The sequence below is a fragment of the Pseudomonas sp. Eqa60 genome (genome assembly GCF_018326405.1).
GTDB lineage: Bacteria > Pseudomonadota > Gammaproteobacteria > Pseudomonadales > Pseudomonadaceae > Aquipseudomonas > Aquipseudomonas protegens.
Map to the genome: position 1 here is coordinate 3,929,835 of NZ_AP024342.1, position 23,842 is coordinate 3,953,676.

Below are 23,842 nucleotides of genomic sequence, written 5' to 3' on the forward strand. Positions count from 1 at the left end.
TGCTGTACCGAAATGGCCATTAGCTATAGCATCGCCACTGGCATGCACGGCCACTTCACCCCCTCCCCCTCAGATGACGAAATCCCCCATGAACAGACTTTTCACTGTCACCGCAGTACTGGCCCTGAGTGGATGTGCCACCGCCTCCAATACCTACCTGGCCAATGGCGAACAAGGCCTGAGCATCGATTGCTCTGGCGAGGCCAGCTCCTGGGCCAGCTGTTACGAGAAAGCCGAGGCGTCCTGCGCCGGCACCGGCTATCGGATCGTCAGCACTGTCGGCACGCCCGCCACCAAGGAAAGCGACAAGACCCTCGGCGTCGATGTTGGCAACTATAAGAGCCGCAGCGTGGTAGTGGTCTGCAAGTAGAAGGCGCACGCCCTCTACATATGAATTTCGGCGAACTTGATGCCCAGGCCACGAATAGTTTCGATCAGGTCGTCGAGACGGCAGAAAGATTCCACCTCGTCGCTGTCGTCCACCAGAAAATAGCTGCGCCCGGCGCTCTTCTTGAAAAACACAATCCATTCCCCTGAATTGGCCGGGTTCTGGATCACGTGGGTGGCAGAGATCAAGCCCTCTGCATGCTTTGCCCTGACATCTTCCCGCTTCATGCTTTCTCCCAAAAAATCGATGCCGTCCAGGCGTGAGCCCGGGCGGCACCGGCAACAATGGGCGCTAGTTTATCGGATGCCCTGGCCTATCAGCACGCCTTCTACCGTCTGACCGTACAAATTCACCCCATCATTGGCGTGGAACTTGACCCGGGTCTTCTCGATGGAACCCTCCACCAGGCGCGGGTCCTGCGGCCGCTCGTGGCTGTTGACGAACGCCGCCACGTCCCAGGCCTGCTGATCGCTCAGGCTGCCGCCCTTGCCCAGAGGCATGTTGTGCTTGATGAAGGACGCCGCAGTATTGATCCGGTGCATTCCTGCACCCCAGTTGTAGGAATCTTTGCCCCAGAGTGGCGGCATCACGTAATCCGCACCGGCCTTCTGGCCCTGGCCGTTGTCACCGTGGCAAACCGCACACTGCGCCTGATACACCGCCGCACCCTGCTTGAGGTCGTAGCCTTTGGCGGGCTGCGCCACGTCGGGATACCCGCGCCCGGGCAGCTCGACGCCCAGCGGCGCCTTGCTCGCCAGCCAGTAGGCATACACCGACAGCGCGGTAATCTGCGGACTGTCCGCCGCCGGCGGCTTGCCACCGTTCATGCTGAACTGAAAACAGCCTTGCAGGCGCTCGGCAAAGGTATTCACCTTGTCGTTCTTCTTGCGATAGGCCGGGTACATCGGGTACGCGCCCCACAGTGGCGCCGAGTTGGCCAGGCGCCCCTGATCAAGGTGGCAATTGCTGCAATTGAGGCCGTTGCCAACGAACTGCGGCGCCAGGCGCTTGGTATCGACGAACAGGGCGTAGCCTTCGCGTACCAGTTTGCCGTAGGCGTTGTCCGGCAGCTCGCTTTCAGCCGGCGGCTTGAAGTACTCGACATGGGCGGAAGCGCTCGGCGCCGGGATCTGCGACTGGTCCTCCATGGCGATGGTGGCCGCCTGGACCTGGATCGCGAGCAGGCTCAGCAGCGCCCCTGGAATCAATAGTTTCATGGGCGCGCCTCCTGGGAGTTCAAGGTTGCAAAGTAGTCCGCCACGGCAGCCACTTCTTCGGCGCTCAGGGATTTGGCGATGTGCCCCATCAAGTCATTGGGGTCGTTGTGGCGGGTACCTTCACGCCAGGCGTTGAGCTGTGCCACCAGGTAGCTGGCAGGCTGCCCGGCCAGGGGTGGGAAGGCGGTACCGACGCCCACGCCACCCGGTCCGTGGCAACTGACGCACTCGGGCACTTGCCGTTCCCAGGCACCACGCAGGGCCAGGCGCTCACCGACACCGGTGGCCACCTGGCTACGGCTGACAGGAGCCAGCTTGGGCGCAGGCATGGCGGCCAGGGTCGTGGTGACCGCGGTGATTTCCTCTTCACTCAAGGCCTTGGCCAGCGGTTGCATCACAGGGCTGGTGCGGGCGCCGCTGCGAAAGTCGTGCAACTGCTTGCCCAGATATCCCGCTGGCAACCCGGCAAGGCGTGGAAACCCGGCCGGAGCCAGGCCCATGCCATCGGCACCATGGCAGGCCAGGCAAGCCGTCGCCCCCGGCTGGGCGCCTCCCTGGGTAAAGACTTTCTGCCCCTCCACGGCATGGGCAGTTTGAACCAACAGCAGCATCAGGCCACTCAATAGCATTCGATCCAGTGGGATCATATGAACTCCATTATTCTAGTTATATGCTTAGACCTGCATGGCATAAGCACACAAATAGTAGGTCAATTGATCCACCGGGACAACGCGAAATTGCCCCGCGCCTATCGAATACCGAACAGCAAAACAAGGTTTTACCAGGCGAAAAAAAGCGGCTAATCGCCGCAGTGCAACAAGGCTTCTGCCCACGCAAAAGCAGCCCCGGGCCGCGCTTGGCGGCGCTACCCGGGGCCTGGGGCAAAGTCTGGAGAAGGGATGCAAGCGGGTAACCGGGGCCGGTCACCCGCAGGGAGCAACGGCTTAGCCGGAGATACAGTCTTCACCGGCCTTGCGCACATCCTGAGGGCGCAAGGGGTTGTTGCTCATCTGCTCGTGCAGCTTGATGCTGCTGCCACCGGAACGCGCCTCAATGTAGAACACTGCAGCCGGGGCCGGCGACAGGCTCTGGGGCACTAGTACCCGAAAGCCGTCCTTGTGCGGCTCGACCTGCAGCGCGCCGCGGCTGCCGGAGAGCTTGTCGGCTAGGCACTTGGCGTATTCCTGAGGCTTCTTGCCGGAAATCACGCTCAGGGTTGGCGGTGTCTGGTTGATGTCCGAGACGCTTGCGCAACCGCCGATGGCCAAGACCAGAACCCACACCCAGCGCTTCATATAAAAATCTCCAATAAAGTCCCTCCGACAGCAAAGGCGCCGTTTTTCTCCGGAGGCACGGCTTTATCGCCGATAAAAATCCAAATAACTGTTTTAAATTGTCAAAGCTCGACGCCGGGGCCGAATAATACTCCTTTGGGCCTGATAAACTGCGTCACCGCCCACGCAAACGTTTTTTGCTTTTGTAGCTATAGCCCTTCTGGAGGCGCCCATGAAATTCATCCACCAGCGCGAGCACCTGAACGAAGACGATATCGTCGTCATCGAATGCTCCCAGGTCTGTAACATTCGCCTGATGAGCGACGCCAACTTCCGCAGTTTCAAGAACGGCGGCCGTCATACCTATCACGGCGGCGCCTTCGACAAGTTCCCGGCAAAGATCACCGCCCCCAGCACTGGCTTCTGGAACATCACCATCGACACCGTCAACCGTCGGCCCATCAGCGTGACCCGCAAGCCGAACCTGACGCATTCGATCCGCATCATTCGCCGCTCCAGCTCGAAACTGCGCTAAGCCCTCCCCTCGCGACAACAGGTAGCCCCGTGCCCCAGACCACCAAGTACGTCATCAAATACAAGCTCAACGGTGAGCGCCGCTTCGAATTCGCCCAGTTGCAGACCGGCTCCGAGGAAGAAGCCCGGGCCGCCCTCGAGGCGCTGCATGGCCAGTCCGACGATGTCATCAGCGACGTCAGCGTCAGCAAGGCCTTGTAGAGCGCCGCTGCGCACCACCGATTCAAGCGCAAGCAACGGAGTGTTCCGCGGCCAACCGTGCCGCAGACTGACCGGGTTCCCTACCGCCCAGGACACTCCCGCCATGCCTGCCCCCTCGCTACACGATCGCCTGCAACAACTGGATTGGGCCCGCATCGAGCAGGCCCTCGACCAGGACGGCTGCGCCCGCCTCGAAGGCCTGTTGACCCCAGCGCAATGCCAGGCCCTGAGCCGGCTTTACCAGAGCCCCGAGTTGTTTCGCTCGAAAGTGATCATGGCCCGCCATGGTTTTGGCCGTGGCCAGTACCAGTATTTTGGCTATCCGCTGCCGGAGCCCGTGGCGCAATTGCGCCAGTTGCTCTACCCGCGCCTGGTGGACCAGGCCAACCGCTGGAACCGCCTGATGAACATCGACGTCCAATATCCGATGCAACACGCCGCCTTCATCCAGCGCTGCCACGACGCCGGGCAGATGCGCCCGACGCCCTTGCTGCTGCAATACGGCCCCGGGGACTACAACTGCCTGCACCAGGATCTGTACGGCGAGCATGTATTCCCCTTGCAAGTGGCCTTCCTGTTGTCGCAGCCGGGAAGCGACTTCAGCGGCGGTGAACTGGTGCTCACCGAACAGCGCCCACGCATGCAATCGCGGCCGCAGGTCATTGGTCTGAAGCAGGGTGATGGGCTGGTTTTCGCCGTGCATCATCGCCCGGTAGCCGGAGCGCGCGGGCACTATCGGGTGACCTTGCGCCACGGTGTCAGCCGCGTTCACAGTGGCCAGCGCCATACCCTTGGAGTGATTTTTCACGATGCACTGTAATGATGACGGCCCAGCCACCCTCGGGCTGTTCAGTGACAGCGACCTGCAGCAGCCTGCCCGCGTCGAGGTCCTGGGCCCAGAGTCCCGGGTCTTGCGCGGCTTCGCCCTGCCCTGGGTCGAAGCGCTGCTGCCGCAACTCGATGCCGTGCTCGCCGCCGCACCCTTTCGCCAGATGCAGATGCCCGGCGGCTTCACCATGTCGGTGGGCCTCAGCAGTTGCGGGCAACTGGGCTGGACCACCGACCGCAGCGGCTACCGCTACAGCCCCATCGACCCGCAAAGCCAGCGCCCCTGGCCAGCACTGCCCAAGGTATTCCAGGAGCTGGCCGAAGCCGCGGCCGAGGCGGCCGGCTTTCCCGGGTTCGCCCCGGACTCCTGCCTGATCAACTGCTACCGGCCGGGGGCAAAGATGTCACTGCATCAGGACAAGAACGAGCGCGACTACTCGGCCCCTATCGTGTCCCTGTCCCTGGGCCTGCCGGCGATCTTTCTCTTCGGCGGCCGGCAGCGCAGCGACAAGAGCCAGCGGGTCGCGCTGCTGCATGGCGATGTGGTGGTCTGGGGCGGCGTCGACCGCCTGCGCTATCACGGAGTGCTGGCCCTCAAGGACGGCCACCACCCGCTGTTGGGCCAGCAACGGATCAACCTGACCTTGCGCCGGGCCGGCTGACGTTGAGAATTCAAGCGCAAGGCCCGGAGTGCCGAACGGCCCCAGCTTGGTTAATCTGGCCGCCACCGCTTACCGAGTACCGACCATGACCGCCTTGTCGCGCAAGCACCGCATCGAACAGGACCCCCGCTGGCAAGCCGTGCTCAAGCGCGATGCCAGCGCCGACGCCAGCTTTGTCTACGCCGTGCGCACCACCGGCGTCTATTGCCGCCCCAGCAGCCTGTCGCGCTTGCCCAAGGCCGAGAATGTCGAATTCTTCGACAGCGCCGAGCAAGCCGAAGCCGCCGGCTACCGCCCGAGCAAGCGCCTGGCCAGTGACCAGACCCAGGTCGCGGCGCACCATGCCACGCTGGTGGCGCTGGCCTGCCGGCAGATCGAGGGCGCCGAAACACCGCCCAGCCTGGGCCAGCTGGCGCAGCAGGCCGGCATGAGCAGCTATCACTTTCACCGAGTGTTCAAGGCCGCCACCGGGCTGACCCCCCGGGCCTATGCCAACGCGCAACGCTCACGCAAGGTACGCTCCCACCTGGAACGCGGCCAGTCGGTCACCGAAGCCCTGTATGACGCCGGCTTCAACTCCAACAGCCGTTTCTACGAAGCGGCCGACCAGTTGCTGGGCATGACGCCCAGCGACTACCGCGCCGGCGGCCCCAACACCGATATCCGCTTCGCCCTCGGCCAGTGTTCCCTGGGGGCAATACTGGTGGCGCAAAGCGCGCGCGGTGTGTGTGCGATTCTCCTGGGGGATGAACCCGGCCCGCTGCTGGAGCAACTGCAGGACAAGTTCCCCCGGGCCAACCTGATCGGTGCCGACCGCGATTTCGAGCGCCTGGTCGCCCAGGTAGTGGGGTTTATCGAGGCCCCGGCCATTGGCCTGGACCTGCCCCTGGATCTGCAGGGCACGGTGTTCCAGGAGCGGGTATGGCAGGCCCTGAGGAGCATTCCTCTGGGCAGCACCGCCAGTTACGCCGAAATTGCCCAGCGCATTGGCGCGCCCAAGTCCATGCGCGCCGTGGCCCAGGCCTGCGCGGCCAACAGCCTGGCGGTGGCCATTCCCTGCCACCGGGTGGTACGCAGCGACGGCAGCCTTTCAGGCTACCGCTGGGGTGTGGAACGCAAGCGTCAGTTGCTGGAGCGCGAAGCGGCCTGCGAGGCCTCGATGCCGATGTAGATCGCCACCGAATCGGCACTGGTGTAGACCTCGAAATCCGTGGCGAAGGCGCGCCGGACCTGGGGGTTGTCCTGGAAGTAGGCCCAGATCAGCCCCCAGGTCTGGATCACGCAATCGGGCATCGCGCCCTTGGCACTGAACACCAGGTAGTCCCCGCCCTGGACAGCCACGCTCGGGTAGTCGGCGCAGGCACCTTCCAGCGCCACGCCGGCGGTCACGTCGAAGTGCCCGCTGGCATCGGACTCGTAGTTGGAATAGACGCCGTAGACGAACGAATCAGCCTGGCGAGGGCTGATCTTGTCGAACAGCCCCTCGACATAGAAGCGCTGCCACATCGGCCCGATCCGGGCGCTGTCGGCCTGTTGCTCGGCGGCGTTGAGGGTCCTTACTTGCAGGCCTGCAACGCTGAACGGCAGTACTTCACGCAGTTTTACATCCATGGCCAGCCTTCCTTGAGGGGTGCGATGAGGAAAAATATCCGCCGCAGTCTAGCGCCGGATCGACGCCGCCGACAGCCGTCGGCAGCGGCCGCTGTATCGGTTGCAAAGGCCTGGAATCGAGCCCCGTGGAAAAGTCAGCTGGCCTCGGGGCGCCATCTCCTGATAAAAACCACGGGCTGCATCGTCTAAACCTGCCGACGGAGAATTCCCGCAAATGAGCCAATGGACTGATCGCCGCCTCTTAGACCTGCTGGGTATCGCCCTGCCCATCATCCAAGCGCCCATGGCCGGCCCCTCCGGCTCCGCCATGGTGATCGGCGCCTCCCGGGCCGGTGCTCTGGGCTCCCTGCCCTGCGCCATGCTCGACGCCGGGCAGATCCGCCAGGAAGTACAGGTGATTCGCTCAGCCACGCAGAACCCATTGAACCTGAATTTCTTCTGCCACCAGGTGCAGCCCGTCGATGCCGAACACGAGCAACGCTGGAAGAACGCCCTGGAGCCCTACTATCGCGAGCTGGGCGCCGACTTCGATGCTCCGACCCCGGTCAGCAACCGCGCGCCCTTCGATGAGAGCACCTGCCAACTGGTGGAAGAGTTGCGCCCTGAAGTCGTGAGTTTCCACTTCGGCCTTCCAGAGCCTTCGTTGCTGGCCCGGGTCAAGGCCACCGGAGCCAAGGTGCTGTCCTCGGCCAGCACCGTCGATGAAGCGCTCTGGCTGGAGGAGCGCGGCTGCGACGCGATCATCGCCATGGGCTACGAAGCCGGCGGCCACCGGGCAATCTTCCTCGGCGACGATCTCAACAGCCAGGTCGGCACCATGGCCCTGGTGCCGCAGATCGTCGACGCGGTGCAACTGCCGGTGATTGCCGCCGGCGGCATCGGCGATGCCCGGGGCATCGTCGCGGCGCTGGCCCTGGGAGCCTCGGCGGTGCAACTGGGCACCGCTTACCTGTTCACCCCGGAAGCCAAGGTCAGCGCCGCCCACCACCATGCCCTGCGCCACGCCAAGGAAAGCGAAACCGCGTTGACCAACCTGTTCACCGGGCGCCCGGCCCGGGGCATCGTCAACCGCGTCATGCGCGAAATCGGCCCCATCAGCCCGTTGGCGCCGGCCTTCCCCCGGGCCGGCGGCGCCTTGATGCCGCTGCGTGCCAAGGACGAGGCGGACTTCGCCAACCTCTGGGCCGGCCAGGCCCTGCGCCTGGGGGTGGAACTGCCCGCCTACGAACTGACCCTGCGCCTGGCCGAACAAACCCTGGCACAACTGCGCAGACGCTGATTCACTAGAGCCGCGATCCACATCGCGGCCCGGGCAACAAGCGCTGGCAACAGAGTTCCGTTCATCGACAAATCGCTATATATTCCGCTATATAGCGATTCCCCCTTGCCTTGGTGCAGGCCCCTTCCAATAACTCACTGCCCAACGCATCCGTCCCCCCAATGGAGCTGTTTGATGAACCTTCGCGCCTCAGGTTTTGCCCCGACTTGCCTCGCCGCCCTGCTCGCTGTCTTCGCCCTGGGTTCGGCCCAGGCCGATGAAGTCCAGGTCGCGGTGGCCGCCAACTTCACCGCACCGATCCAGGCGATTGCCGCCGACTTCGAGAAAGACACCGGGCACAAACTGGTGGCCGCCTACGGCGCTACCGGGCAGTTCTATACCCAGATCAAGAACGGCGCGCCTTTTGAAGTCTTCCTCTCCGCCGACGACAGCACCCCGCAAAAGCTCGAAAGCGAAGGCGACATCGTCAAGGGCTCGCGCTTCACCTACGCCATCGGCACCCTGGCCCTGTGGTCGGCCAAGGACGGCTACGTCGACGCCAAGGGCCAGGTGCTCAAGGACAACCAGTACCAGCATCTGTCCATCGCCAACCCGAAAGCCGCGCCTTACGGCCTGGCCGCAACCCAGGTACTGGCCAAGCTGGGCCTGACCGACAAGGTCAAGGACAAGATTGTCGAAGGCCAGAACATCACCCAGGCCTATCAGTTCGTTTCCACCGGCAATGCCGAGCTGGGCTTCGTCGCCCTGTCGCAGATCTACAAGGACGGCAAGGTCACCAGCGGTTCGGCCTGGATCGTCCCGGCCCAGATGCACGACCCGATCAAGCAGGACGCGGTCATCCTCAACAAGGGCAAGGACAACCCGGCCGCCAAGGCACTGGTGGACTACCTCAAGGGGCCAAAAGCCGCCGCGGTGATCAAGTCCTACGGCTACCAACTGTAAATGAGCCTGTCGAGTGCCGATTTTTCCGCCATCTGGCTGACCCTCAAGCTGGCGTCCCTGACCACGCTGATCCTGCTGGTGGTCGGCACTCCGATAGCCCTGTGGCTGTCGCGCACCCGCTCCTGGCTGCGGGGGCCGATCGGCGCCGTGGTGGCTCTGCCCCTGGTGCTGCCACCCACGGTGATAGGTTTCTACCTGTTGCTGGCCCTGGGGCCCAACGGCTTCTTCGGCCAGTTCACCCAGTCCCTGGGGCTGGGCACCCTGACGTTCAGTTTTGCCGGCCTGGTGCTGGGCTCGGTGATCTACTCCATGCCCTTCGTGGTACAGCCGTTGCAAAATGCCTTTTCTGCCATTGGCAGCCGTCCCCTGGAAGTGGCCGCAACCCTGCGCGCCAACCCCTGGGACACCTTTTTCACGGTGATCCTGCCCCTGGCGCGGCCAGGCTTCATCACAGCCTCGATCCTCGGCTTTGCCCACACCGTCGGCGAGTTCGGCGTGGTGCTGATGATCGGCGGCAACATCCCCAACAAGACCCGAGTGGTCTCGGTGCAGATCTACGATCACGTCGAGGCCATGGAATACGCCCAGGCCCACTGGCTGGCCGGGGCCATGCTGGTGTTCTCGTTCCTGGTGCTGCTGGCGCTGTACTCCAGCCGCAAGACCAAAGCCGGCTGGAGCTGAGCCGATGAGCATTCACGTCAAGCTGCACCTGGGCTACCAGGACTTCGCCCTGGATCTCGACCTGCAACTGCCAGGGCGCGGGGTAACAGCCTTGTATGGACATTCGGGCTCGGGCAAGACCACCTGCCTGCGCTGCATCGCTGGCCTGGAAAAAGCCGGCCGCGGGCGCATCCAGATCAACGACGAAGTCTGGCAGGACAGCCAGCGCAAGCTGTTCGTCCCGCCCCACAAGCGCTCCCTGGGCTATGTGTTCCAGGAGGCCAGCCTGTTCGCCCACCTGTCCGTGCAAGCCAACCTGGAATTCGGCCTGCGGCGCATTGCCAAGGCACAGCGCCGGGTGGACATGGCCCAGGCCACTGAACTGCTGGGCATCGGCCACCTGCTGCAGCGCCACCCGCAGCACCTTTCCGGCGGCGAGCGCCAGCGCATCGGTATTGCCCGGGCGCTGCTCACCAGCCCGCGGCTGCTGCTGATGGACGAGCCCCTGGCGGCCCTGGATTCGAAACGCAAAAGCGAGATCCTGCCCTACCTGGAACGCTTGCACGACGAGCTGGATATCCCGGTGCTGTACGTCAGCCACTCCCAGGATGAAGTGGCGCGCCTGGCCGACCATATCGTCCTGCTCAGCGATGGCCGGGCCCTGGCCAGCGGCCCCGTGGGCGAGACCCTGGCGCGCCTGGACCTGCCCCTGGCCCTGGGTGACGACGCGGGCGTGGTGGTGGAAGGCCGGGTCAGCCATTACGACCCGGACTACCAGTTGCTGACCCTGCAACTGCCCGGCAGCCAGCTGACGATCCGCGTGGCCCACGAGCCTCTGGCACTGGGCAAGGCCTTGCGGTTCAAGGTCCAGGCCCGGGACGTCAGCCTGAGCCTGCAGGACAGCGAGCACAGCAGCATCCTCAACCGCCTGCCGGTAACGGTGCGCGACGAAATCCCCGCGGACAACGCCGCCCATGTGCTGGTGCGTCTGGACGTGGCGGGCAGCCCGTTGCTGGCGCGCATCACCCGCTTCTCCCGGGACCAGTTGAGCCTGCACCCCGGGCAGCAACTCTGGGCACAGATCAAGGCAGTGGCCGTCCTGGCGTAAACCGCAGAGAAAATCGGCACCCTTGGCCGAGGCCGCGGTCCATGGTCTACCGGCCCGCACTTTGCCCAGGACCTGCCGCCATGCCCGACGCTTGCGATACCCCCGCCCTGCCCGCCGACCTGCACTACACCGACGACCGCCAGCCGGGCATCCGGCGGCGCAAGCTGCGGGGCAAGTTCGTCTACTACGACGCCCAGGGCCAGCGCCTTACCCAGGCCGCCGAGGTACAGCGGATCAACGCCCTGGCGATTCCCCCGGCCTACGCAGAGGTGTGGATCTGCCCCGACCCCAAAGGCCATCTGCAGGCCACCGGCCGCGACGCAAGGGGCCGCAAGCAGTACCGCTACCACCCGCGTTGGCGCGAAGTGCGCGACGGTGACAAGTACGCCCGCCTGCTGGCGTTCGGCAACGCCTTGCCCAAGCTGCGCCGGCAGTTGCAGGCGCAATTGGCGGTGCCCGGCTTCAGCCGGGAAAAGGTCATGGCCACCTTGATCCTGCTGCTGGATGAAACCCTGATCCGCGTCGGCAACAGCCAGTATGCCCGGGACAATCGCTCCTACGGCCTGACCACGTTGCGCAACCGCCATGTACAGGTCAGCGGCAGCGCCATCCACTTCCAGTTCCGTGGCAAGAGCGGGGTCGAGCACCAGATCACCGTCAAGGACCCGCGCCTGGCACGGGTGGTCAAGCGCTGCCTGGAGTTGCCTGGGCAGCAGCTGTTCCAGTACCTGGACGAAGACGGTCAACGGCACCACGTCAGCTCGTCGGACATCAACGCCTGCCTGCAGCAACTGACCGGAGCCGACTTCACCGCCAAGGACTACCGCACCTGGGCCGGCAGCGTCCTGGCCCTGGAGCGGTTGCGCCAGCAGCCTTGGGAGCCCCAGGCCGAGGCGAAGAGACACATAGTGGCAACGGTCAAGGAAGTGGCCCGGGAACTGGGTAACACTCCGGCGGTGTGCCGCAAGTGCTACATCCATCCGGCGCTGCTGGAGCGCTTCGTCCTCGGTGAGTTGGCGCAGTTGCCCAAGGCCCGGGCCCGCCAGGGCCTGAAGGCCGAGGAAGCGGGCCTGGCGAACTTTCTGCGGCGCCTGGCGAAGGAGGCCCAACAGGCCTGACGACGGCCACCTTCGAATTTGCGTACTTGTCAGCCAGAGAATTCTGAGGTTAGGCTACGCACCTTCTTTCCCGTCCAAGGACGATTGCCGACGTGAACAACTAAGCCTTCCAAAAATGTATCCGCGATGAGCACTGCTAGCGCTCATTGGCCTGTTGCCACATTTTCCGGAGGTGCTGATGACTCACGTCACCCGGCTGCCCGCACTGGTTTCCCTGAACCAGCTGACCTATCAATTCGCCAATGGCGAAACCCTGCTTGATGCCCTGAACCTGAGTTTCGATCGCCTGCCCACGGCCATCGTCGGGCGCAATGGCGTGGGCAAGTCCCTGCTGCTGCGCCTGATCGCCGGCGACCTGCAACCCTCCTCCGGGAGCATCAGCCACACTGCCAGCGTGGCCTATGTGCCTCAGGACCCGCAGGTACAGCCGGGGCAGAGCGTGGCCCAGGTCGCCGGCCTCGCCGAGACGCTGGGCGCCCTGGAGCGCCTGGCCGACGGCAGCGCCAGCCTGGAAGACCTGCACCGGGTGGATGATCGCTGGGACCTGGCCCAGCGCCTGCGCCTGGCCCTGGATGAAGCCGGCCTGGAGCACGTGGAACCGCAGGGCCCGGCGGACGTCCTCAGCGGCGGCCAACTGGCCCGGGTGGTGCTGATCGGCGCCCTGCTGGGCAACGCCGACCTGCTGCTGCTCGACGAGCCCAGCAATCACCTGGACCGCCACGGCCGGCGCTGGCTGACGGAACAACTGCAAGGCTGGCGTGGCGGGCTGATCCTGGTCAGCCATGACCGCCAGTTGCTCATGCAGGTGCAACGCATCGTCGAACTCGGCCCCCAGGGCGCCCAGGTCTATGGCGGCAACTATGCGCTGTACCAGGCGCAGCGCCAGGCCCACAGCGAGGCGGCGCAGGCGGCGCTGGACCATGCGCGTACCCAGCGCAGCCGCGAGCACAAGCGCCTGCAACGGGAACACGACACCATCCAGCGCCACGCCGCGGCCTCGCGCCGGCACGCCAAGACCGCCAACGTCTCAGGCTTCGAACGGGCCAAGCTGCTCGGCGCCGCGCGGGACATCATGGGCCAGGTACGCCACGCCCATCAGGGGCACAAGAGCGAGCTCGACGAGCAGGTGCGCGACGCCTTTGCCCGGGTCGGCGCGCAGTCACCGACCTTGCTCACTCTGCCCGCCACCACCTTGCAGGCCGGCCAGCCGGTATTCAGTCTACTGCAGGCGCAACTGCCCTGGCTGGACCCGCAAGCCTCGGCCAGCCGCCTCACCTGCAACGTCGTCGGCCCGGCACGCATCGCCCTGGTCGGCCCCAATGGCTGCGGCAAGTCCACCTTGCTGAAACTGCTGGCCGGCCAGTTGCAGCCACTGAGCGGCGAATGCCGAGTGGCGGTAGCCAGTGCCTATCTGGATCAGCATCTGGCGCAACTCGATCCCGCACACTCACTGCTCGAACAACTGGGCAACGCCGCCGCGCCCCTGGAGGAAAGCACCTTGCGTACCCGCCTGGCACGCCTGCAACTGGATGCCCGGCGGGTGCTGCAACCCTGCGCGCAACTGAGCGGCGGCGAGCGCCTGAAAGCCGCCCTGGCCCTGGCCCTGTGGGGCGGCAACCCAGCCCAACTGCTGTTGCTCGACGAACCCACCAACCACCTGGACCTGGAATCGGTGCAGGCCTTCGAATGCGCCCTGCGGGACTTTCCCGGGGCCCTGGTGGTGGCCTCCCACGATCAGGCCTTTCTCCAGGCCCTGGCGCCGACCCATGAGCTGCAATGCTCGGCCCTGGGCTGGCACCTCAGGGAGCAGCAACCATGAAACAGCGGCTTACAACGACGGGCCCTGCGCAGCCGCAGGCCCGTGCTAGATTCGCCGCCTCACAATCCATGGACAGGAGCGTCACGCCATGCAGTTCGGATACACCATCATCTACGTACCCGAAGTCGAAGGTTCCTTGCGCTTTTTCGAGCAGGCCTTTGGTTTCAAGCGGCGGTTTCTCCACGAATCCGGCACCTATGGCGAGCTGGAAACCGGCAGCACTACCCTGGCCTTCGCCGACCATGACCTGGCAGAAATGAATTTCCCGGCCGGCCATGTGGCGGCTCACTCCTCGCCCAGGCCCCTGGGCATGGAACTGGGGCTGGTCACCGCAGACGTGCAGGCGGCCCATGCCCGGGCGCTGGAGCACGGTGCCCGGGAACTGGCGCCCCCCACAAGCAAGCCCTGGGGGCAGACGGTGTCCTATGTGCGCTGCCCGGACGGCACCTTAGTGGAGCTGTGCACCCCGGTCGCGCCCTGAACGCCCGGAGGCGTTGAACGCTACTTGAGCCTGACGGCGGTGCCGGTGGCGAAGACCACTACCATGCCGCCGCGCCCTGCCGGCATGCTGATCTCGAAATCCACGCCGACCACCGCATCGGCGTTGCATTGCCGGGCGCGCTCCTTGATTTCATTGGTGGCCTGTATCCGCGCTTCCTTCAGGGCGCGTTCCAAGGTCTGGGAGCGGCCGCCGAAAAAGTCGCGCATGCCGGCGAACAGGTCACGGACCACGTTGATGCCGTGGACCGATTCAGCGCTGACGATGTCCAGGTAGCTGGCAATTTCCCGGCCTTCGATATGGGCGGTGGTGGTGACAATCATGTGTTTCTCCCTTGAACGGACCACTCGCCCCGGCGCTTCGGGGCGGCAAAACCGGGGATGGTAACAGAGCCCGCCCAAAGCTTTGCCACAAACGACAGCCCCGCTCTGGAGCGGGGCTGTGGGTCACGGTTTCAAGGGACGTTCTTCATCCAGTTCCGACAGGCTTTTGCCATCATCCGGATGCTTCCAGGTCTGCGGAGGCGGCTCCTTGTGTTCAACCTCGTAGGGTGCCGTCTCATCGCTGCGTTCCTGCTCGTAAGGGCGTTGCTGTTGCGTTGCCATGCCCACCTCTCTTCCTGAAGGGATTTTTCACTTGCTTTAGCAGGTTAGAACAGATCTGCCGGTGGCTCGGGGTTTGCCGACAAAACAACGAACGTCACCAGTGCCCTGCGGTCGTAAAAGTATGGAGACGCATCGAACACACGACGCGTGCTCCGGACTCACTCCGAAGGAGAAACGCGATGGTTACTCACTTCAAGGTCGCCGGGCACCTGGCCTGCGGTCATCACGGCACCCAACTGGCCTCCACCGGCGAGCTGAACCGGGTCAAATGCCGCAGTTGCCGAAACACCGAGGTCTACAAGGAGGCCCGACGCAACCAGCGCAATGCCGCTCGTCGGGCTGCACGCAAGGCCAAGGCCAGCCATGGCGGCCAACTCTGGCGTAACGCCTGGACCGAACGCCTGACCGCCCTGCCGGGCCTGCAGCGTCTGCCACGGGGCTTTCACGGCCAGCCCTTCGTCTGAAACCGAAGCACGCCAGCGTGCCGGCCGAGTACGGGACTGGGCAAGGTGTGCGCCCCTGAGGCGCAAGATGAAACTTCTTTCACCCAGCATCGAAAAAGCGCTGTGTATAGTCGCCTCGCTCATTCAAGCAACTACGTTCGCCCGCACTCCCCGCGGGCTTTTTTTTTGTCCGCGGGAAAGTGCGTTGGCGTTTTTTCAGTCCTGCTCGAGTTCCTTGCAGTCCTTGAGCAGGGTTTGCTCCGTGGCGGTGTGGTCCGCCTCCAGGAACGAGAGCACCCCCATCTTGCCCTTGGTGTGCCAGCGGAAGCTGTTCTGCTCGTCGTCCGCCACATACAGGGCGCCGGAAGCGGAACGCGCGATGTGCATGGGGATCAACTGGTCCTTGTAATACAGCGTGGCAAACGAGGAGCCGTTGTCGATGTTCAGGTAGGCGGCGTCGATGCGCACCTGCCCTTCACACTGGTAGCGTGCTACCTGGCTCTGGTAGGCCGGCTCGGCGGTAGTGGTCTGGGCAGCCTGTGCCAAGAGCGCCTGGCTTGAAGCCAGAACCGCGGCGCAGAGCATTGCAGGATGAGTTTTCATGGTGTTCCCCCAGTCGTTCAAAGATGCCCAATGGGACTGGCAGGGGCGTTTTTAGTTCAGGCTGATCAAGCCCCTCGGACCATGGTGCGGCAAAGCTCGAGATAGAACTGCGGGTCGGTGAGGAACGGGGTCGACAGTCACATCGGCACCGCGGTCTAGCGGCTCCGGGGGCGCTCCGGGAAACAGCTCCCGCTGATGCCGCGGTCCCGCAGCCGCGAGCATCGCCCTGGACGCTGGCCCACCGACCGCCCCGACAAGGAAACCTCCACATGCCGGTAGACATCAGCACACTCGACATCGCCACCCCACTGCCCACCTCGGCCAGCACCCCTCTGGCACTGGAGCTCAACGGCAACCTCGCCCTGGCCCAATGCCCGAGCGTGATCTCGCGCCTGGCAGATGGCTCGATACAACTGTGCGCGCCGACCTGGGGCGCGGCGAGCAAAAGCACCCATCGAACCCGCTGCGAGTGGAAGGAATCCCGCTACTGGGCCCTGAGCAGCGCCGCCGATCATTGGAGCCGCCAGCAGATGACCCTGACCAAGGTCAACTCGGCGCAGAAAGTGGTGGTTGCGCAAATGCATGTACGCGATGACGTGAATCCGGCCGTCAAGGTGTTCTGGGACAAGGGCACCCTGACCTATGCCCTGCGCCAGAGCTTCAACGGCGCCGACCCCAGGCGCTACCGCTGCTCGGCGGCGTCCCGCTCGACGCGCTGTTCCAGCTCAGCATCCACTGCACCTACGCTGGGCTGATCACCATCGGCGCCAGTTGCAATGGTCAGCAAGCCAGCTCTCCCCCGCACGCCCTGGACTCGACCTGGGATGGCCAGGTATTCGACTTTCATGGCGGGATCTACAACCAGATCGATTTCACCCCCAGCACTCCGGCGGAGGATGGCTCGGCCTGCATCATCAGCCAGCTGTCGCTCAGCCACGCCTAGCACCTGGCTGGGGGGGTTGCCTTGCGGTAGTCACGCCGTCCGGGTGCTCCTGGCACCTTGTCAGGAAGGTACCTGCTCCTCGCTGCGATCACGGGGCATCAGGGCCAGGTAGTCGGCTAGCGCATCCCCGGCCAAGGGCTTGATCATGATCCGCACCTGGTGCTGCAAGCGCCCCAGCTCGATCCCGTCACGGGTACGCACCTGGGCATAACCGCAGGCATTCCAGAAGCCCTGTGCCCGGGCATTGTCCTGGACCACGCTCAAGCGCAGCCAGCGTGCGCCCTCGCCCGCAGCCCAGGCCTCCAGCTCAGCGTGCAACTGCCGGGCAAGGGAGCTGCCATGACAGGGGGTAGCCAGCATGAACAGGCCTATGTGCCAGACCCCTTGTGCCAACAGGTCGGTGACAATGCTGACGAACGCCAGCAGGCGCCCTTCACTGTCGAAGTAACCGATTTTCCACTTGTGGGTGTAGGACCAGCCCGCTGGCAGTGCATCATCGATCTCGTCGCGCGCCTCGTCCGGCTGCGGCGCTGCACCGTGGACGATATGGAAATACTCCGGGTTCTCGACAAAGAAACGCTGCAACAGCGCTGCGTCATCCAGGGTGATTTCCCTGGGCGCGAGCCCGGTTGCTGATGACGGCAGTAGCCTTGATTGCATGCTGTGGAGCCCCTGGAAAACACTAGGCCGGCAGGTCGGCGACGGATCCTAGCGTCCGGTCAGGCCCTGAGGACAGAGTTTCTTTGTTGGAAAAATGTGTACCGCCCAGCGCTCGCTTCACAGCGGGCCGCCCTCGCCGCTTTGTTATGATCGGCCCTCACCATGCCCAGCGTTTATCCAGCAGGCCCGCGCCTGCGTTACCCGCGGAACCCAGCCCATGTCCAATCCCTTGTCTTCCCCTGGCTACCAGCGGCTGCTGGCCCTGCAGCAACGCATCCATGAGTTCACTCGGGAGCAGGCCGCCGAGCACGACGACACCGGCGAAGACCCGGCCGGCCCATTGTGGGCCAGCGACTACAACTACCTGGCCCTGGCGCCGATGCGTGACGGCCTGCATCTGGAGTACTACGGCGAGCTATGGGACGAGCCCTTTGCCTGGACCCTGGAATGCCTGGCAGAGCAGAGCGTGGCGGACACCCTCAGCTCGCTGCTGTTTTCCGGTGCCGATGAAGGCGCGAACGGTACCCGCGAGTGGGAGTTCAGCCCCTTGCTGGACAGTGCGGTGCAATTTCCCCGCCTCAGGTCATTGGCGATTCGCCCCACCGAACCTCAGGACCATAACGCTTCGTTGATCCAGAAGGCCGGCACCATCATGGAAGAAGCCGGTGAAATCGCCCGCTGGGTAGCAAAGACCCCGTACCTCAGCGAACTGACCCTGCCCAATGCCCCCAACGCGGACTTCTTCCAGGTCGACCTGCCACACCTTGCGCAACTGCGTATCGGCGCCCATTTCGACACCCAGGGTTTTATCGACAACCTCGCAGGCTCCAGCAACCTGCCGCGGTTGAGCAGCCTGGACTTCAGCGAATCCAGCGCACTTCAGCAAAGCTGGGCAAAAGACCGCGAGGAGCACGCCATCACGTCTTTTACCAGCTATGAAAGATTGTTTGCCAGCCACGCGTGCGACCCATTGCGGGCGCTGCGCTTGCGCAATACCTGCCTGAGCCTGGAACAACTCGAAGCCCTGCAGCGCCAGCGACCCAAACTGCCGATCATGGTGATCCAGGCCACCACTGGCGGTTACGTGAAGAATTTCGCCCGACAGGTATTTCCCTGGCAGCACCTGGTGCAGCCCGACCCGGGCAGCGATGAGCCTCAAGGCTGAAGCGAAGATTGATTGGCCACCGTCTCGGAGCAAGTGGCTCTTGGAACGCTATGCCAGCGCATATGAAGAACTCATCGAGTCTTTGAAATCACGTCACTCATGTATTGATTCAAATCGCGAAAATCCTTAACGCTCCAAGCATGCGGGGGCACCTTCACACCGTTCTCCCGCAAAGTTCTGGGAATCAAGTCTCCATTGGGGCGCAGTATTACCGACGACACAATCACACCCGGATACTCATTGAGTCGCTTTTTAAAAGCAGGGGTCGTCAGATCGGGTGTAGGAGGATTGCTCTTATTGGCCAGCGGCCCAGTTCCCTTGATATCGGCGCCGTGACACATGGCACATCGTTGCACATAGAGACTCTTGCCATTGGTGTTGTCCGCAAAGGAAAGCGTTGCTTGAATCAGCGAGAGCCCCCCAGCGAAGCGATAAGCAATGCTTTTATGTTCATTTTTGCATCTGGCCTTGTTGTAGAAATCAGATCCCGGAGGCGGCGCAGCAACGCTCTGGGTCACATCTGAACCGAGAGTGTTGGTCAGCAACAGGCGTGTGTTTGCCAGAGGTGAACTTCAGCTCAAACGCAGTTCCGCATTCCATGCCGCCTCAAAAACCAGAAAGTAACTTATTGATTTTATTTTGTTATTTCTAGTTACAAACATTGAAAGCTGGCCATTCTCCTTTGCCCCGTCCTTGCTTGCAAGGCTCACTTTCAGCCTGTTCACGCTGCATCTGCACTTGGCCGCAACGCCTTGCTCCATCTCACCCGCCCCGCCTCTACGGGCGGGGCTGGGTGAGCGCCAGGCCCTTCGCCTCCCAAGGCTCAACTTAAAAGTGGCCCACCAGTAACCCCGCTTAAAGCAAGGAGCGTGGCGGGGAGAGGAAACGAAAAAGCCCTGCACAATCGCAGGGCTCGCTTTCACGGCATCAGGATCAATCAAGCAAATCCCAGGTCAGAGCGACGGCCGCAGCCGGGACGTTTGCAGCGACCCACAGGCCTTGTCCCGCAGAGACAAAGAGTGGGTTAGGCATCAACAGCTCAGAGCCGGAACCCGCAGCTGTATTGCCGTTCCCCGCAAAGATGATGGGCTTGGATTCATCACCGATACCGGTCGGTGCCGAGGTGCCCGAGTAGAGCCCCAACGCGCCGTTGGAGGGGCTAATCAAACCAGTCTGAATAATCAATCCATGAGTGTTTTCTGCGGGGTCTACAATTTTCACAACACGCGCCGGATTCATGGTTACGTTGCGAAAAAATTTGCCGACTTTAACTACTGACATAGTTTCACCTATTGAGCTTAATGATTTGTGCGGAGGCTTCCGCTTTCATGTCGCTCAAAGGCGATAAGTTCGAAGCTCTTGGCTTTCAATAAGCAGGCCACTAAAGCTCGATACAACCAAGCGTCACCTTTACTTGGTAATCAACATGTCGATGGTGCTGGTGTCGCAGACGTAGTTGGCCTTCTTGTCGAGGACCAAGTAAATGGCAGAGGATTGGGTGACAGGCACTTTGCTGACCGAGAAGACCGCGCCGCTGCCTCTGACCAAGCTACCCGACTGAAGAACCGTGTCGCCCTGATTCAAAGACCAAGCCACACCATCACCGCAACTGTCATGAACGCTGTTAACTCGCCCGAGAATGTTGATCTCACCGACCACCGGACTGGTCCAGCGAATAACCGTCTGGCTATTCTGGCCTGGGTGAAAGGCCACGTTGCCAGCCGCAATGGTAAAGCTGCCGTTTGCCGTGTAGGTGTAAGGTTTCATGTGAACCGAAACATGCGCCCCAGAAACTTGGTCCATCCAGCAAGTAGCTGGGAGGTTGTTACACGAATCGGCTTTGAAGTATGGCAATAGGATGTAATTTTCAGCCTTGTTCACGCCGGAGAAGTTCTGCATAAACGACCAAGGTGAGCCTGGTGGCGCGCTCTCCTTCGCCAGGATTACATCCCTTGCCAAATTCCAGGACATGGCTGTGTCAGCAAAGGCGCTCATGCTGGCACCAAAACACGCCAAGAGACCGAGCAGGGAAACACTGATAGTTTTTTTCATTTGGATTGACCTATTGAGTCGAATGATTTGTCGCGGAAGACTCCGCTCTCATGTCGCTCAAAGGCGATGGCTCCTGGCTCGAGGCCTTCACACGGATGCATGCAAATCAGCATCAAGCTGATATTCACCTCCTATGCACCCGCGGAGTGGGGAAATTCTCTCAACAAAAAACTGTATATGCAACCAGTATTATCTGCCCTGTGCTCTATCTCTCCTGCCCGGAAGGGTCCAGACCCGTACCAGGAAGAACGGCCTGCCCATCGCACACGCGACCTGGGGCAATGGATGTGACGGAGCTGAAAACGCAAAGGTCCCGATCTTGTCGAGGGCTCTTCAGTTAGGCGGTCTTGAAACCCGCCTGACTACCGATATTGGTGAACCGGCAGCTCACTGCAAGTGATACAGCCAGCGATTATCGAGAGAAAGCTGCCCTTACCATGACAACGCAGGCAGCAAAAATGGCAGCTCCAATGCCGAGCGAAATACTGCGGCCTTCCCACTCCAGAGCATTCACAAGATCAGCGAGAGGGCAGACAGAAGTTCGAGAGCCAATAGGCCCGACTAAGGTGGAGATATTCTCAGCACGATAGATCCGGAGAACTCACCAGGTTCAACAGTTCCTTTGCTGAACAGCGTTGATTTGACCAAAACCGGAGTAGATACGCCCTCCTGCACTTTGATTGAAGCACCCTGCGCCGCTGGTTTGCCTTCAATCGTGAGTTTGGAGTACAAGCTGCCATCCGCTCTAAGATTAACGCGGGAATCACTTTCCCGGCTCGCATATATGATTACGCTAGACGCACCGGTACATGACAACTGCAGGTTAGTAACTGCCTCGTTACCATCTATTGCACGTTCACTGACATTGTCATGAACAATTGTTTTGTTTCCACCCACATCACACTTAAGCGCTGGCTTGACAACTCGGACACAAGGACCATACAAAGCGTATGCTCCGCCGATAGTATTGCTCACCTCGGAATAAGCCAAGGAAATGCAGAACGTACTCGGAACATAAGTCCACCTTGGAACAACAAAGGACCCATGCAGTGGTATCGAAAAACCTTTCTCCCGCAATCGATAAAGAATAAGTTCTGGTGACGAGGACGGCTGAATTTCATAGCGATAAGGCGCATCTATCCAGGAAGAATATTCTCCAGGGGCAGGCGCACCAACTATTATCACAGTACACTTACTCATACTCATCGTATTACAAATATATTCATTCGCCCCCCCAATTTGAAACTGTAAAATAATATCTAGTACCAGCTGGCTCATACACGCTCTTCGTTGAAACTATCGAAATAGCAAAAGCAGTATCAACCATTAGAAAAAGTAAAAAAATACTTGCAACCCTATAGAACCTATAAAATTTCAAGGCATTAAATCCCGACCCAGTAAATGAGTCGAAAGAATATAAATCCCCCTGGTTTTAGATCTAAGAATCTACCGCTTCTTTTTGTAGGACCGTTCCGAAAGCATATGGATGGTCTCCTGCATGCCTTTATCTAAACTGACTTGTGTAGAGCTTGCAGCCCTACCTGCTGAATGGGCGAAGCCAAGGATTCAGGCAGCCGCCGGGAGTGGGTAGACGCAGGCTTCCTCAAGCAGTTCCGGGCAATTGCCAAGGCTAGCTGGTGACCATGGTCAACTCACATAGATCATGCTCCAGGGACGAAGTAGCAGAGGACCAATTACTACGCGATGACTGGGAACTACCCGAGCCTGTGCAGCCTGGAGCTCCCCAGTCCTAGCCGTAGGGCTGGGGGGCAATGGAGCCACGAACACGCTTGGGGATTATTGCCGGAGGTTAGGCTGGGTGGGAATCAGGTCCTGAATTTGAGCACAAGAGTAGGTGTTGGAGTAGTCATGGAAACGTGGCTTTATTTCGGCGCCATAGGTCACGCACTGAAACGCCGACGAACCTTTTTGCAAGATCAGAAAGTGCACCAGGCCGACTCGTGCTGGCGCCTGGTAGGCCGCCTTGACTTCATAGCCGCTACGCAGCAACTCGCTCACCGGAGTGGTGTCGTCCGCCAGGGAGAATGGGCTAGCGCCTACGAGGCCCAGCAGGGAGATGCTCAGGGAGATTTTTGCAATACGCTTGGTGATTGGCATGAATCCGTCATCCATGAATGGAAAATGCCAAGTTACCTAAATTCAGCAACCCCGTCACGATCCCGGCCCGATCGAATTGCAGAATTTGGCGACCTGTGGAGCAGTTTGAACAGTCCAGCCCCGGATGCGATCAGCACCCTATGAAGCATGCCAATTGGCGCTCGTCCCGGCCGATGCAGGCCGTTCGAGAATCCGTTTGAAACACCCCGGCCAGTCGAGCGCAGAGCCGCCTCACCTCGATAGTGGCTGGAGAGACGTGCTTCGTTCATTTATCCAGATTCAATGGTTCCTGCATTCGGTCCCCTATCATTCCCCGCAACCACGCAGCATGAAACTCCATCTCCTCCAGAGAAGTGCCCTCGGCCAATCGATATACGAACTCCTTGCCCCTCGGTCCCTGGCACACGACACTAAAATGGCCATCGCGGTCATAACTGGCGAGCACGTAAGGGCAGATACAAATGATGTCGCTAAATGGCACTTGCACTTCGGCGGGCTTGCGAGCGCGACGGGTGACCGTGAGAGTAAGCAGTTGCTGGTTTTCGTCGAACGTGAAGGCCAGCACTCTAGATGCAGAAAAAATCCACGCGAAGACCAGCCCCATGAGCACAACAGACCCACACAGGAGCTGGATGAACGACGACGTTGTGAGGCTAGACCCATCGTCGCTCGGTTCACCTGGCATCGCTTCGAACCCGAGTAGGAGCAGTAGCGTCAGCACCAAGCCCGGCAACAACCCAAGCACCACAAAGCAGAAACCCAAAATGGCCGCCCCCGTGCTTCCAATGGTCAGCAAGTCCGGGCCGCGATGCCAAACAGGTGGGTGAACAGCAGGGTTTTCAGCGCTTGACGCAACTAGAGGCGTTGCGATGCGGTGAGGTGGACTTTGACCATCCATCTAGCAGGCTCCAGAGATGTAGCGTAGACGGTACCACTACTGCCAGATAGTTCGGCCTAGAGTTACCAGGCTTTTTTCACCACCTCTACTTGTGAACTTCCCCCAAAGAACCACCGGCAAATACCTGGCGATCAGGGCGCCAACAAATAGACGCATATAGCGGATTCATCGATGCTGAAGGGGCGCAAGCCCTTCTCTGCCGCAAGAGCATGCCA

29 protein-coding genes and 2 pseudogenes are annotated in these 23,842 nt (G+C 61.7%); 16 read left to right on the top strand and 15 right to left on the bottom strand.

The features are described 5' to 3' along the window. Positions 1-88: 88 nt before the first annotated feature. Entirely contained in the window at positions 89-370 is a 282-nt protein-coding gene (locus KI242_RS17770) for a hypothetical protein (protein ID WP_011061682.1), read from the top strand. A gap of 14 nt (positions 371-384) precedes the next feature. Here the strand turns inward: KI242_RS17770 and KI242_RS17775 are convergent, their stop codons facing one another. From KI242_RS17775 to KI242_RS17790, 4 genes are all read right to left on the bottom strand, one after another. Continuing rightward, positions 385-615: a hypothetical protein gene (locus KI242_RS17775; protein ID WP_011061683.1), complete on the bottom strand. Its 231-nt coding sequence runs from the start codon at positions 613-615 to the stop codon at positions 385-387. Between the two features lie 69 nt (positions 616-684). Continuing rightward, positions 685-1,605, bottom strand: coding sequence for a c-type cytochrome (locus tag KI242_RS17780; protein ID WP_011061684.1), 921 nt, complete (start codon positions 1,603-1,605; stop codon positions 685-687). Continuing rightward, positions 1,602-2,252, bottom strand: coding sequence for a c-type cytochrome (locus KI242_RS17785; RefSeq protein WP_011061685.1), 651 nt, complete (start codon positions 2,250-2,252; stop codon positions 1,602-1,604). The genes KI242_RS17780 and KI242_RS17785 overlap by 4 nt, the downstream gene beginning before the upstream one ends. 297 nt (positions 2,253-2,549) lie before the next feature. Continuing rightward, positions 2,550-2,900 (bottom strand): hypothetical protein, encoded by a 351-nt coding sequence (locus KI242_RS17790; RefSeq protein ID WP_011061686.1) that lies wholly within the window; start codon positions 2,898-2,900, stop codon positions 2,550-2,552. Positions 2,901-3,111: 211 nt separating this feature from the next. On the opposite strand from KI242_RS17790, the gene KI242_RS17795 reads away from it, so the two are divergent. The 5 genes from KI242_RS17795 (at position 3,112) to ada (ending at position 6,275) form a co-directional block, all read left to right on the top strand. Further along, positions 3,112-3,414 (top strand): DUF1883 domain-containing protein, encoded by a 303-nt coding sequence (locus KI242_RS17795; RefSeq protein ID WP_011061687.1) that lies wholly within the window; start codon positions 3,112-3,114, stop codon positions 3,412-3,414. 29 nt (positions 3,415-3,443) lie between these two features. Next, a complete protein-coding gene (locus tag KI242_RS17800) occupies positions 3,444-3,614 on the top strand; it encodes a hypothetical protein (RefSeq protein WP_015635890.1) in 171 nt (56 codons plus the stop codon). A 103-nt stretch (positions 3,615-3,717) separates the two neighbouring features. Continuing rightward, a complete protein-coding gene (locus KI242_RS17805) occupies positions 3,718-4,434 on the top strand; it encodes a 2OG-Fe(II) oxygenase (protein ID WP_011061689.1) in 717 nt (238 codons plus the stop codon). Beyond that, positions 4,424-5,104: a DNA oxidative demethylase AlkB gene (gene alkB, locus KI242_RS17810; RefSeq protein ID WP_212805399.1), complete on the top strand. Its 681-nt coding sequence runs from the start codon at positions 4,424-4,426 to the stop codon at positions 5,102-5,104. The genes KI242_RS17805 and alkB overlap by 11 nt, the downstream gene beginning before the upstream one ends. Before the next feature lie 85 nt (positions 5,105-5,189). Continuing rightward, positions 5,190-6,275: a bifunctional DNA-binding transcriptional regulator/O6-methylguanine-DNA methyltransferase Ada gene (gene ada / locus KI242_RS17815; protein ID WP_011061691.1), complete on the top strand. Its 1,086-nt coding sequence runs from the start codon at positions 5,190-5,192 to the stop codon at positions 6,273-6,275. On the opposite strand, the gene KI242_RS17820 is transcribed toward ada, so the two are convergent. Continuing rightward, positions 6,227-6,715 (bottom strand): GyrI-like domain-containing protein, encoded by a 489-nt coding sequence (locus tag KI242_RS17820; protein ID WP_011061692.1) that lies wholly within the window; start codon positions 6,713-6,715, stop codon positions 6,227-6,229. The genes ada and KI242_RS17820 overlap by 49 nt on opposite strands. Positions 6,716-6,929: 214 nt before the next feature. Between KI242_RS17820 and KI242_RS17825 the strand changes: the two genes are divergently transcribed. The 7 genes from KI242_RS17825 to KI242_RS17855 all read left to right on the top strand — a co-directional run bounded on the left by KI242_RS17825 (position 6,930) and on the right by KI242_RS17855 (position 14,122). Further along, entirely contained in the window at positions 6,930-7,994 is a 1,065-nt protein-coding gene (locus tag KI242_RS17825; RefSeq protein ID WP_053158945.1) for a nitronate monooxygenase family protein, read from the top strand. 174 nt (positions 7,995-8,168) lie between these two features. Beyond that, complete coding sequence (gene modA, locus KI242_RS17830) at positions 8,169-8,936, top strand: molybdate ABC transporter substrate-binding protein (RefSeq protein WP_011061694.1); 768 nt, start codon at positions 8,169-8,171, stop codon at positions 8,934-8,936. Continuing rightward, a complete protein-coding gene (gene modB / locus KI242_RS17835) occupies positions 8,937-9,617 on the top strand; it encodes a molybdate ABC transporter permease subunit (protein WP_015635894.1) in 681 nt (226 codons plus the stop codon). Positions 9,618-9,621: 4 nt separating this feature from the next. Further along, on the top strand, positions 9,622-10,704 hold the full coding sequence (gene modC, locus KI242_RS17840) for a molybdenum ABC transporter ATP-binding protein (RefSeq protein ID WP_011061696.1): 1,083 nt from the start codon (positions 9,622-9,624) through the stop codon (positions 10,702-10,704). A gap of 80 nt (positions 10,705-10,784) precedes the next feature. Next, positions 10,785-11,822, top strand: coding sequence for a DNA topoisomerase IB (locus tag KI242_RS17845; RefSeq protein ID WP_053158950.1), 1,038 nt, complete (start codon positions 10,785-10,787; stop codon positions 11,820-11,822). A 178-nt stretch (positions 11,823-12,000) separates the two neighbouring features. Continuing rightward, on the top strand, positions 12,001-13,641 hold the full coding sequence (locus KI242_RS17850; RefSeq protein WP_212805400.1) for an ATP-binding cassette domain-containing protein: 1,641 nt from the start codon (positions 12,001-12,003) through the stop codon (positions 13,639-13,641). An 88-nt stretch (positions 13,642-13,729) separates the two neighbouring features. Further along, positions 13,730-14,122, top strand: coding sequence for a VOC family protein (locus KI242_RS17855; protein WP_019094154.1), 393 nt, complete (start codon positions 13,730-13,732; stop codon positions 14,120-14,122). Between the two features lie 20 nt (positions 14,123-14,142). Here KI242_RS17855 and KI242_RS17860 read toward each other — a convergent pair whose 3' ends face one another. Then, positions 14,143-14,463, bottom strand: a complete 321-nt coding sequence (locus KI242_RS17860; RefSeq protein WP_011061700.1) for a YbjQ family protein — start codon at positions 14,461-14,463, stop codon at positions 14,143-14,145. A 123-nt stretch (positions 14,464-14,586) separates the two neighbouring features. Beyond that, positions 14,587-14,745: a hypothetical protein gene (locus tag KI242_RS17865; protein ID WP_011061701.1), complete on the bottom strand. Its 159-nt coding sequence runs from the start codon at positions 14,743-14,745 to the stop codon at positions 14,587-14,589. A 179-nt stretch (positions 14,746-14,924) separates the two neighbouring features. Here KI242_RS17865 and KI242_RS17870 point away from each other — a divergent pair, with 179 nt between their 5' ends. After that, positions 14,925-15,209: a hypothetical protein gene (locus KI242_RS17870; RefSeq protein WP_015635899.1), complete on the top strand. Its 285-nt coding sequence runs from the start codon at positions 14,925-14,927 to the stop codon at positions 15,207-15,209. A gap of 195 nt (positions 15,210-15,404) precedes the next feature. Here the strand turns inward: KI242_RS17870 and KI242_RS17875 are convergent, their stop codons facing one another. Further along, the gene (locus tag KI242_RS17875; RefSeq protein WP_019094152.1) at positions 15,405-15,791 is read right to left on the bottom strand and encodes an MliC family protein; all 387 of its coding nucleotides are present in this window, start codon (positions 15,789-15,791) and stop codon (positions 15,405-15,407) included. Positions 15,792-16,060: 269 nt separating this feature from the next. On the opposite strand from KI242_RS17875, the pseudogene KI242_RS17880 reads away from it, so the two are divergent. Beyond that, a pseudogene (locus KI242_RS17880) lies at positions 16,061-16,734 on the top strand (polysaccharide lyase family 7 protein). A gap of 60 nt (positions 16,735-16,794) precedes the next feature. Here the strand turns inward: KI242_RS17880 and KI242_RS17885 are convergent. Further along, positions 16,795-17,394 (bottom strand): GNAT family N-acetyltransferase, encoded by a 600-nt coding sequence (locus tag KI242_RS17885; protein ID WP_011061704.1) that lies wholly within the window; start codon positions 17,392-17,394, stop codon positions 16,795-16,797. 217 nt (positions 17,395-17,611) lie between these two features. On the opposite strand from KI242_RS17885, the gene KI242_RS17890 reads away from it, so the two are divergent. Beyond that, on the top strand, positions 17,612-18,559 hold the full coding sequence (locus tag KI242_RS17890; protein ID WP_041752303.1) for a hypothetical protein: 948 nt from the start codon (positions 17,612-17,614) through the stop codon (positions 18,557-18,559). A 71-nt stretch (positions 18,560-18,630) separates the two neighbouring features. Here the strand turns inward: KI242_RS17890 and KI242_RS17895 are convergent. The 6 genes and pseudogenes from KI242_RS17895 to KI242_RS17920 form a co-directional block, all read right to left on the bottom strand. Next, a pseudogene (locus KI242_RS17895) lies at positions 18,631-19,013 on the bottom strand (cytochrome c). 479 nt (positions 19,014-19,492) lie between these two features. After that, on the bottom strand, positions 19,493-19,840 hold the full coding sequence (locus KI242_RS17900) for a hypothetical protein (RefSeq protein ID WP_125063870.1): 348 nt from the start codon (positions 19,838-19,840) through the stop codon (positions 19,493-19,495). 129 nt (positions 19,841-19,969) lie between these two features. Then, positions 19,970-20,611 (bottom strand): hypothetical protein, encoded by a 642-nt coding sequence (locus KI242_RS17905; RefSeq protein WP_041752304.1) that lies wholly within the window; start codon positions 20,609-20,611, stop codon positions 19,970-19,972. A 561-nt stretch (positions 20,612-21,172) separates the two neighbouring features. Next, entirely contained in the window at positions 21,173-21,889 is a 717-nt protein-coding gene (locus tag KI242_RS17910; RefSeq protein ID WP_212805401.1) for a hypothetical protein, read from the bottom strand. Between the two features lie 519 nt (positions 21,890-22,408). Further along, the gene (locus KI242_RS17915) at positions 22,409-22,729 is read right to left on the bottom strand and encodes a hypothetical protein (RefSeq protein ID WP_019093051.1); all 321 of its coding nucleotides are present in this window, start codon (positions 22,727-22,729) and stop codon (positions 22,409-22,411) included. 265 nt (positions 22,730-22,994) lie between these two features. Then, positions 22,995-23,627 carry a hypothetical protein gene (locus KI242_RS17920; RefSeq protein WP_244868132.1) on the bottom strand — a complete coding sequence of 211 codons (633 nt, stop codon included), beginning with the start codon at positions 23,625-23,627 and terminating at the stop codon, positions 22,995-22,997. Between the last annotated feature and the right edge of the window lie 215 nt (positions 23,628-23,842).

Coding starts and splice junctions, on each gene's coding strand:
- KI242_RS17770 (WP_011061682.1), top strand. CDS start 89: ATGAACAGACTTTTCACTGTCACCGCAGTACTGGCCCTGAGTGGATGT.
- KI242_RS17775 (WP_011061683.1), bottom strand. CDS start 615: ATGAAGCGGGAAGATGTCAGGGCAAAGCATGCAGAGGGCTTGATCTCT.
- KI242_RS17780 (WP_011061684.1), bottom strand. CDS start 1,605: ATGAAACTATTGATTCCAGGGGCGCTGCTGAGCCTGCTCGCGATCCAG.
- KI242_RS17785 (WP_011061685.1), bottom strand. CDS start 2,252: ATGATCCCACTGGATCGAATGCTATTGAGTGGCCTGATGCTGCTGTTG.
- KI242_RS17790 (WP_011061686.1), bottom strand. CDS start 2,900: ATGAAGCGCTGGGTGTGGGTTCTGGTCTTGGCCATCGGCGGTTGCGCA.
- KI242_RS17795 (WP_011061687.1), top strand. CDS start 3,112: ATGAAATTCATCCACCAGCGCGAGCACCTGAACGAAGACGATATCGTC.
- KI242_RS17805 (WP_011061689.1), top strand. CDS start 3,718: ATGCCTGCCCCCTCGCTACACGATCGCCTGCAACAACTGGATTGGGCC.
- alkB (WP_212805399.1), top strand. CDS start 4,424: ATGCACTGTAATGATGACGGCCCAGCCACCCTCGGGCTGTTCAGTGAC.
- ada (WP_011061691.1), top strand. CDS start 5,190: ATGACCGCCTTGTCGCGCAAGCACCGCATCGAACAGGACCCCCGCTGG.
- KI242_RS17820 (WP_011061692.1), bottom strand. CDS start 6,715: ATGGATGTAAAACTGCGTGAAGTACTGCCGTTCAGCGTTGCAGGCCTG.
- KI242_RS17825 (WP_053158945.1), top strand. CDS start 6,930: ATGAGCCAATGGACTGATCGCCGCCTCTTAGACCTGCTGGGTATCGCC.
- modA (WP_011061694.1), top strand. CDS start 8,169: ATGAACCTTCGCGCCTCAGGTTTTGCCCCGACTTGCCTCGCCGCCCTG.
- modB (WP_015635894.1), top strand. CDS start 8,937: ATGAGCCTGTCGAGTGCCGATTTTTCCGCCATCTGGCTGACCCTCAAG.
- modC (WP_011061696.1), top strand. CDS start 9,622: ATGAGCATTCACGTCAAGCTGCACCTGGGCTACCAGGACTTCGCCCTG.
- KI242_RS17845 (WP_053158950.1), top strand. CDS start 10,785: ATGCCCGACGCTTGCGATACCCCCGCCCTGCCCGCCGACCTGCACTAC.
- KI242_RS17850 (WP_212805400.1), top strand. CDS start 12,001: ATGACTCACGTCACCCGGCTGCCCGCACTGGTTTCCCTGAACCAGCTG.
- KI242_RS17855 (WP_019094154.1), top strand. CDS start 13,730: ATGCAGTTCGGATACACCATCATCTACGTACCCGAAGTCGAAGGTTCC.
- KI242_RS17860 (WP_011061700.1), bottom strand. CDS start 14,463: ATGATTGTCACCACCACCGCCCATATCGAAGGCCGGGAAATTGCCAGC.
- KI242_RS17865 (WP_011061701.1), bottom strand. CDS start 14,745: ATGGCAACGCAACAGCAACGCCCTTACGAGCAGGAACGCAGCGATGAG.
- KI242_RS17870 (WP_015635899.1), top strand. CDS start 14,925: ATGGTTACTCACTTCAAGGTCGCCGGGCACCTGGCCTGCGGTCATCAC.
- KI242_RS17875 (WP_019094152.1), bottom strand. CDS start 15,791: ATGAAAACTCATCCTGCAATGCTCTGCGCCGCGGTTCTGGCTTCAAGC.
- KI242_RS17885 (WP_011061704.1), bottom strand. CDS start 17,394: ATGCAATCAAGGCTACTGCCGTCATCAGCAACCGGGCTCGCGCCCAGG.
- KI242_RS17890 (WP_041752303.1), top strand. CDS start 17,612: ATGTCCAATCCCTTGTCTTCCCCTGGCTACCAGCGGCTGCTGGCCCTG.
- KI242_RS17900 (WP_125063870.1), bottom strand. CDS start 19,840: ATGTCAGTAGTTAAAGTCGGCAAATTTTTTCGCAACGTAACCATGAAT.
- KI242_RS17905 (WP_041752304.1), bottom strand. CDS start 20,611: ATGAAAAAAACTATCAGTGTTTCCCTGCTCGGTCTCTTGGCGTGTTTT.
- KI242_RS17910 (WP_212805401.1), bottom strand. CDS start 21,889: ATGAGCCAGCTGGTACTAGATATTATTTTACAGTTTCAAATTGGGGGG.
- KI242_RS17915 (WP_019093051.1), bottom strand. CDS start 22,729: ATGCCAATCACCAAGCGTATTGCAAAAATCTCCCTGAGCATCTCCCTG.
- KI242_RS17920 (WP_244868132.1), bottom strand. CDS start 23,627: ATGGATGGTCAAAGTCCACCTCACCGCATCGCAACGCCTCTAGTTGCG.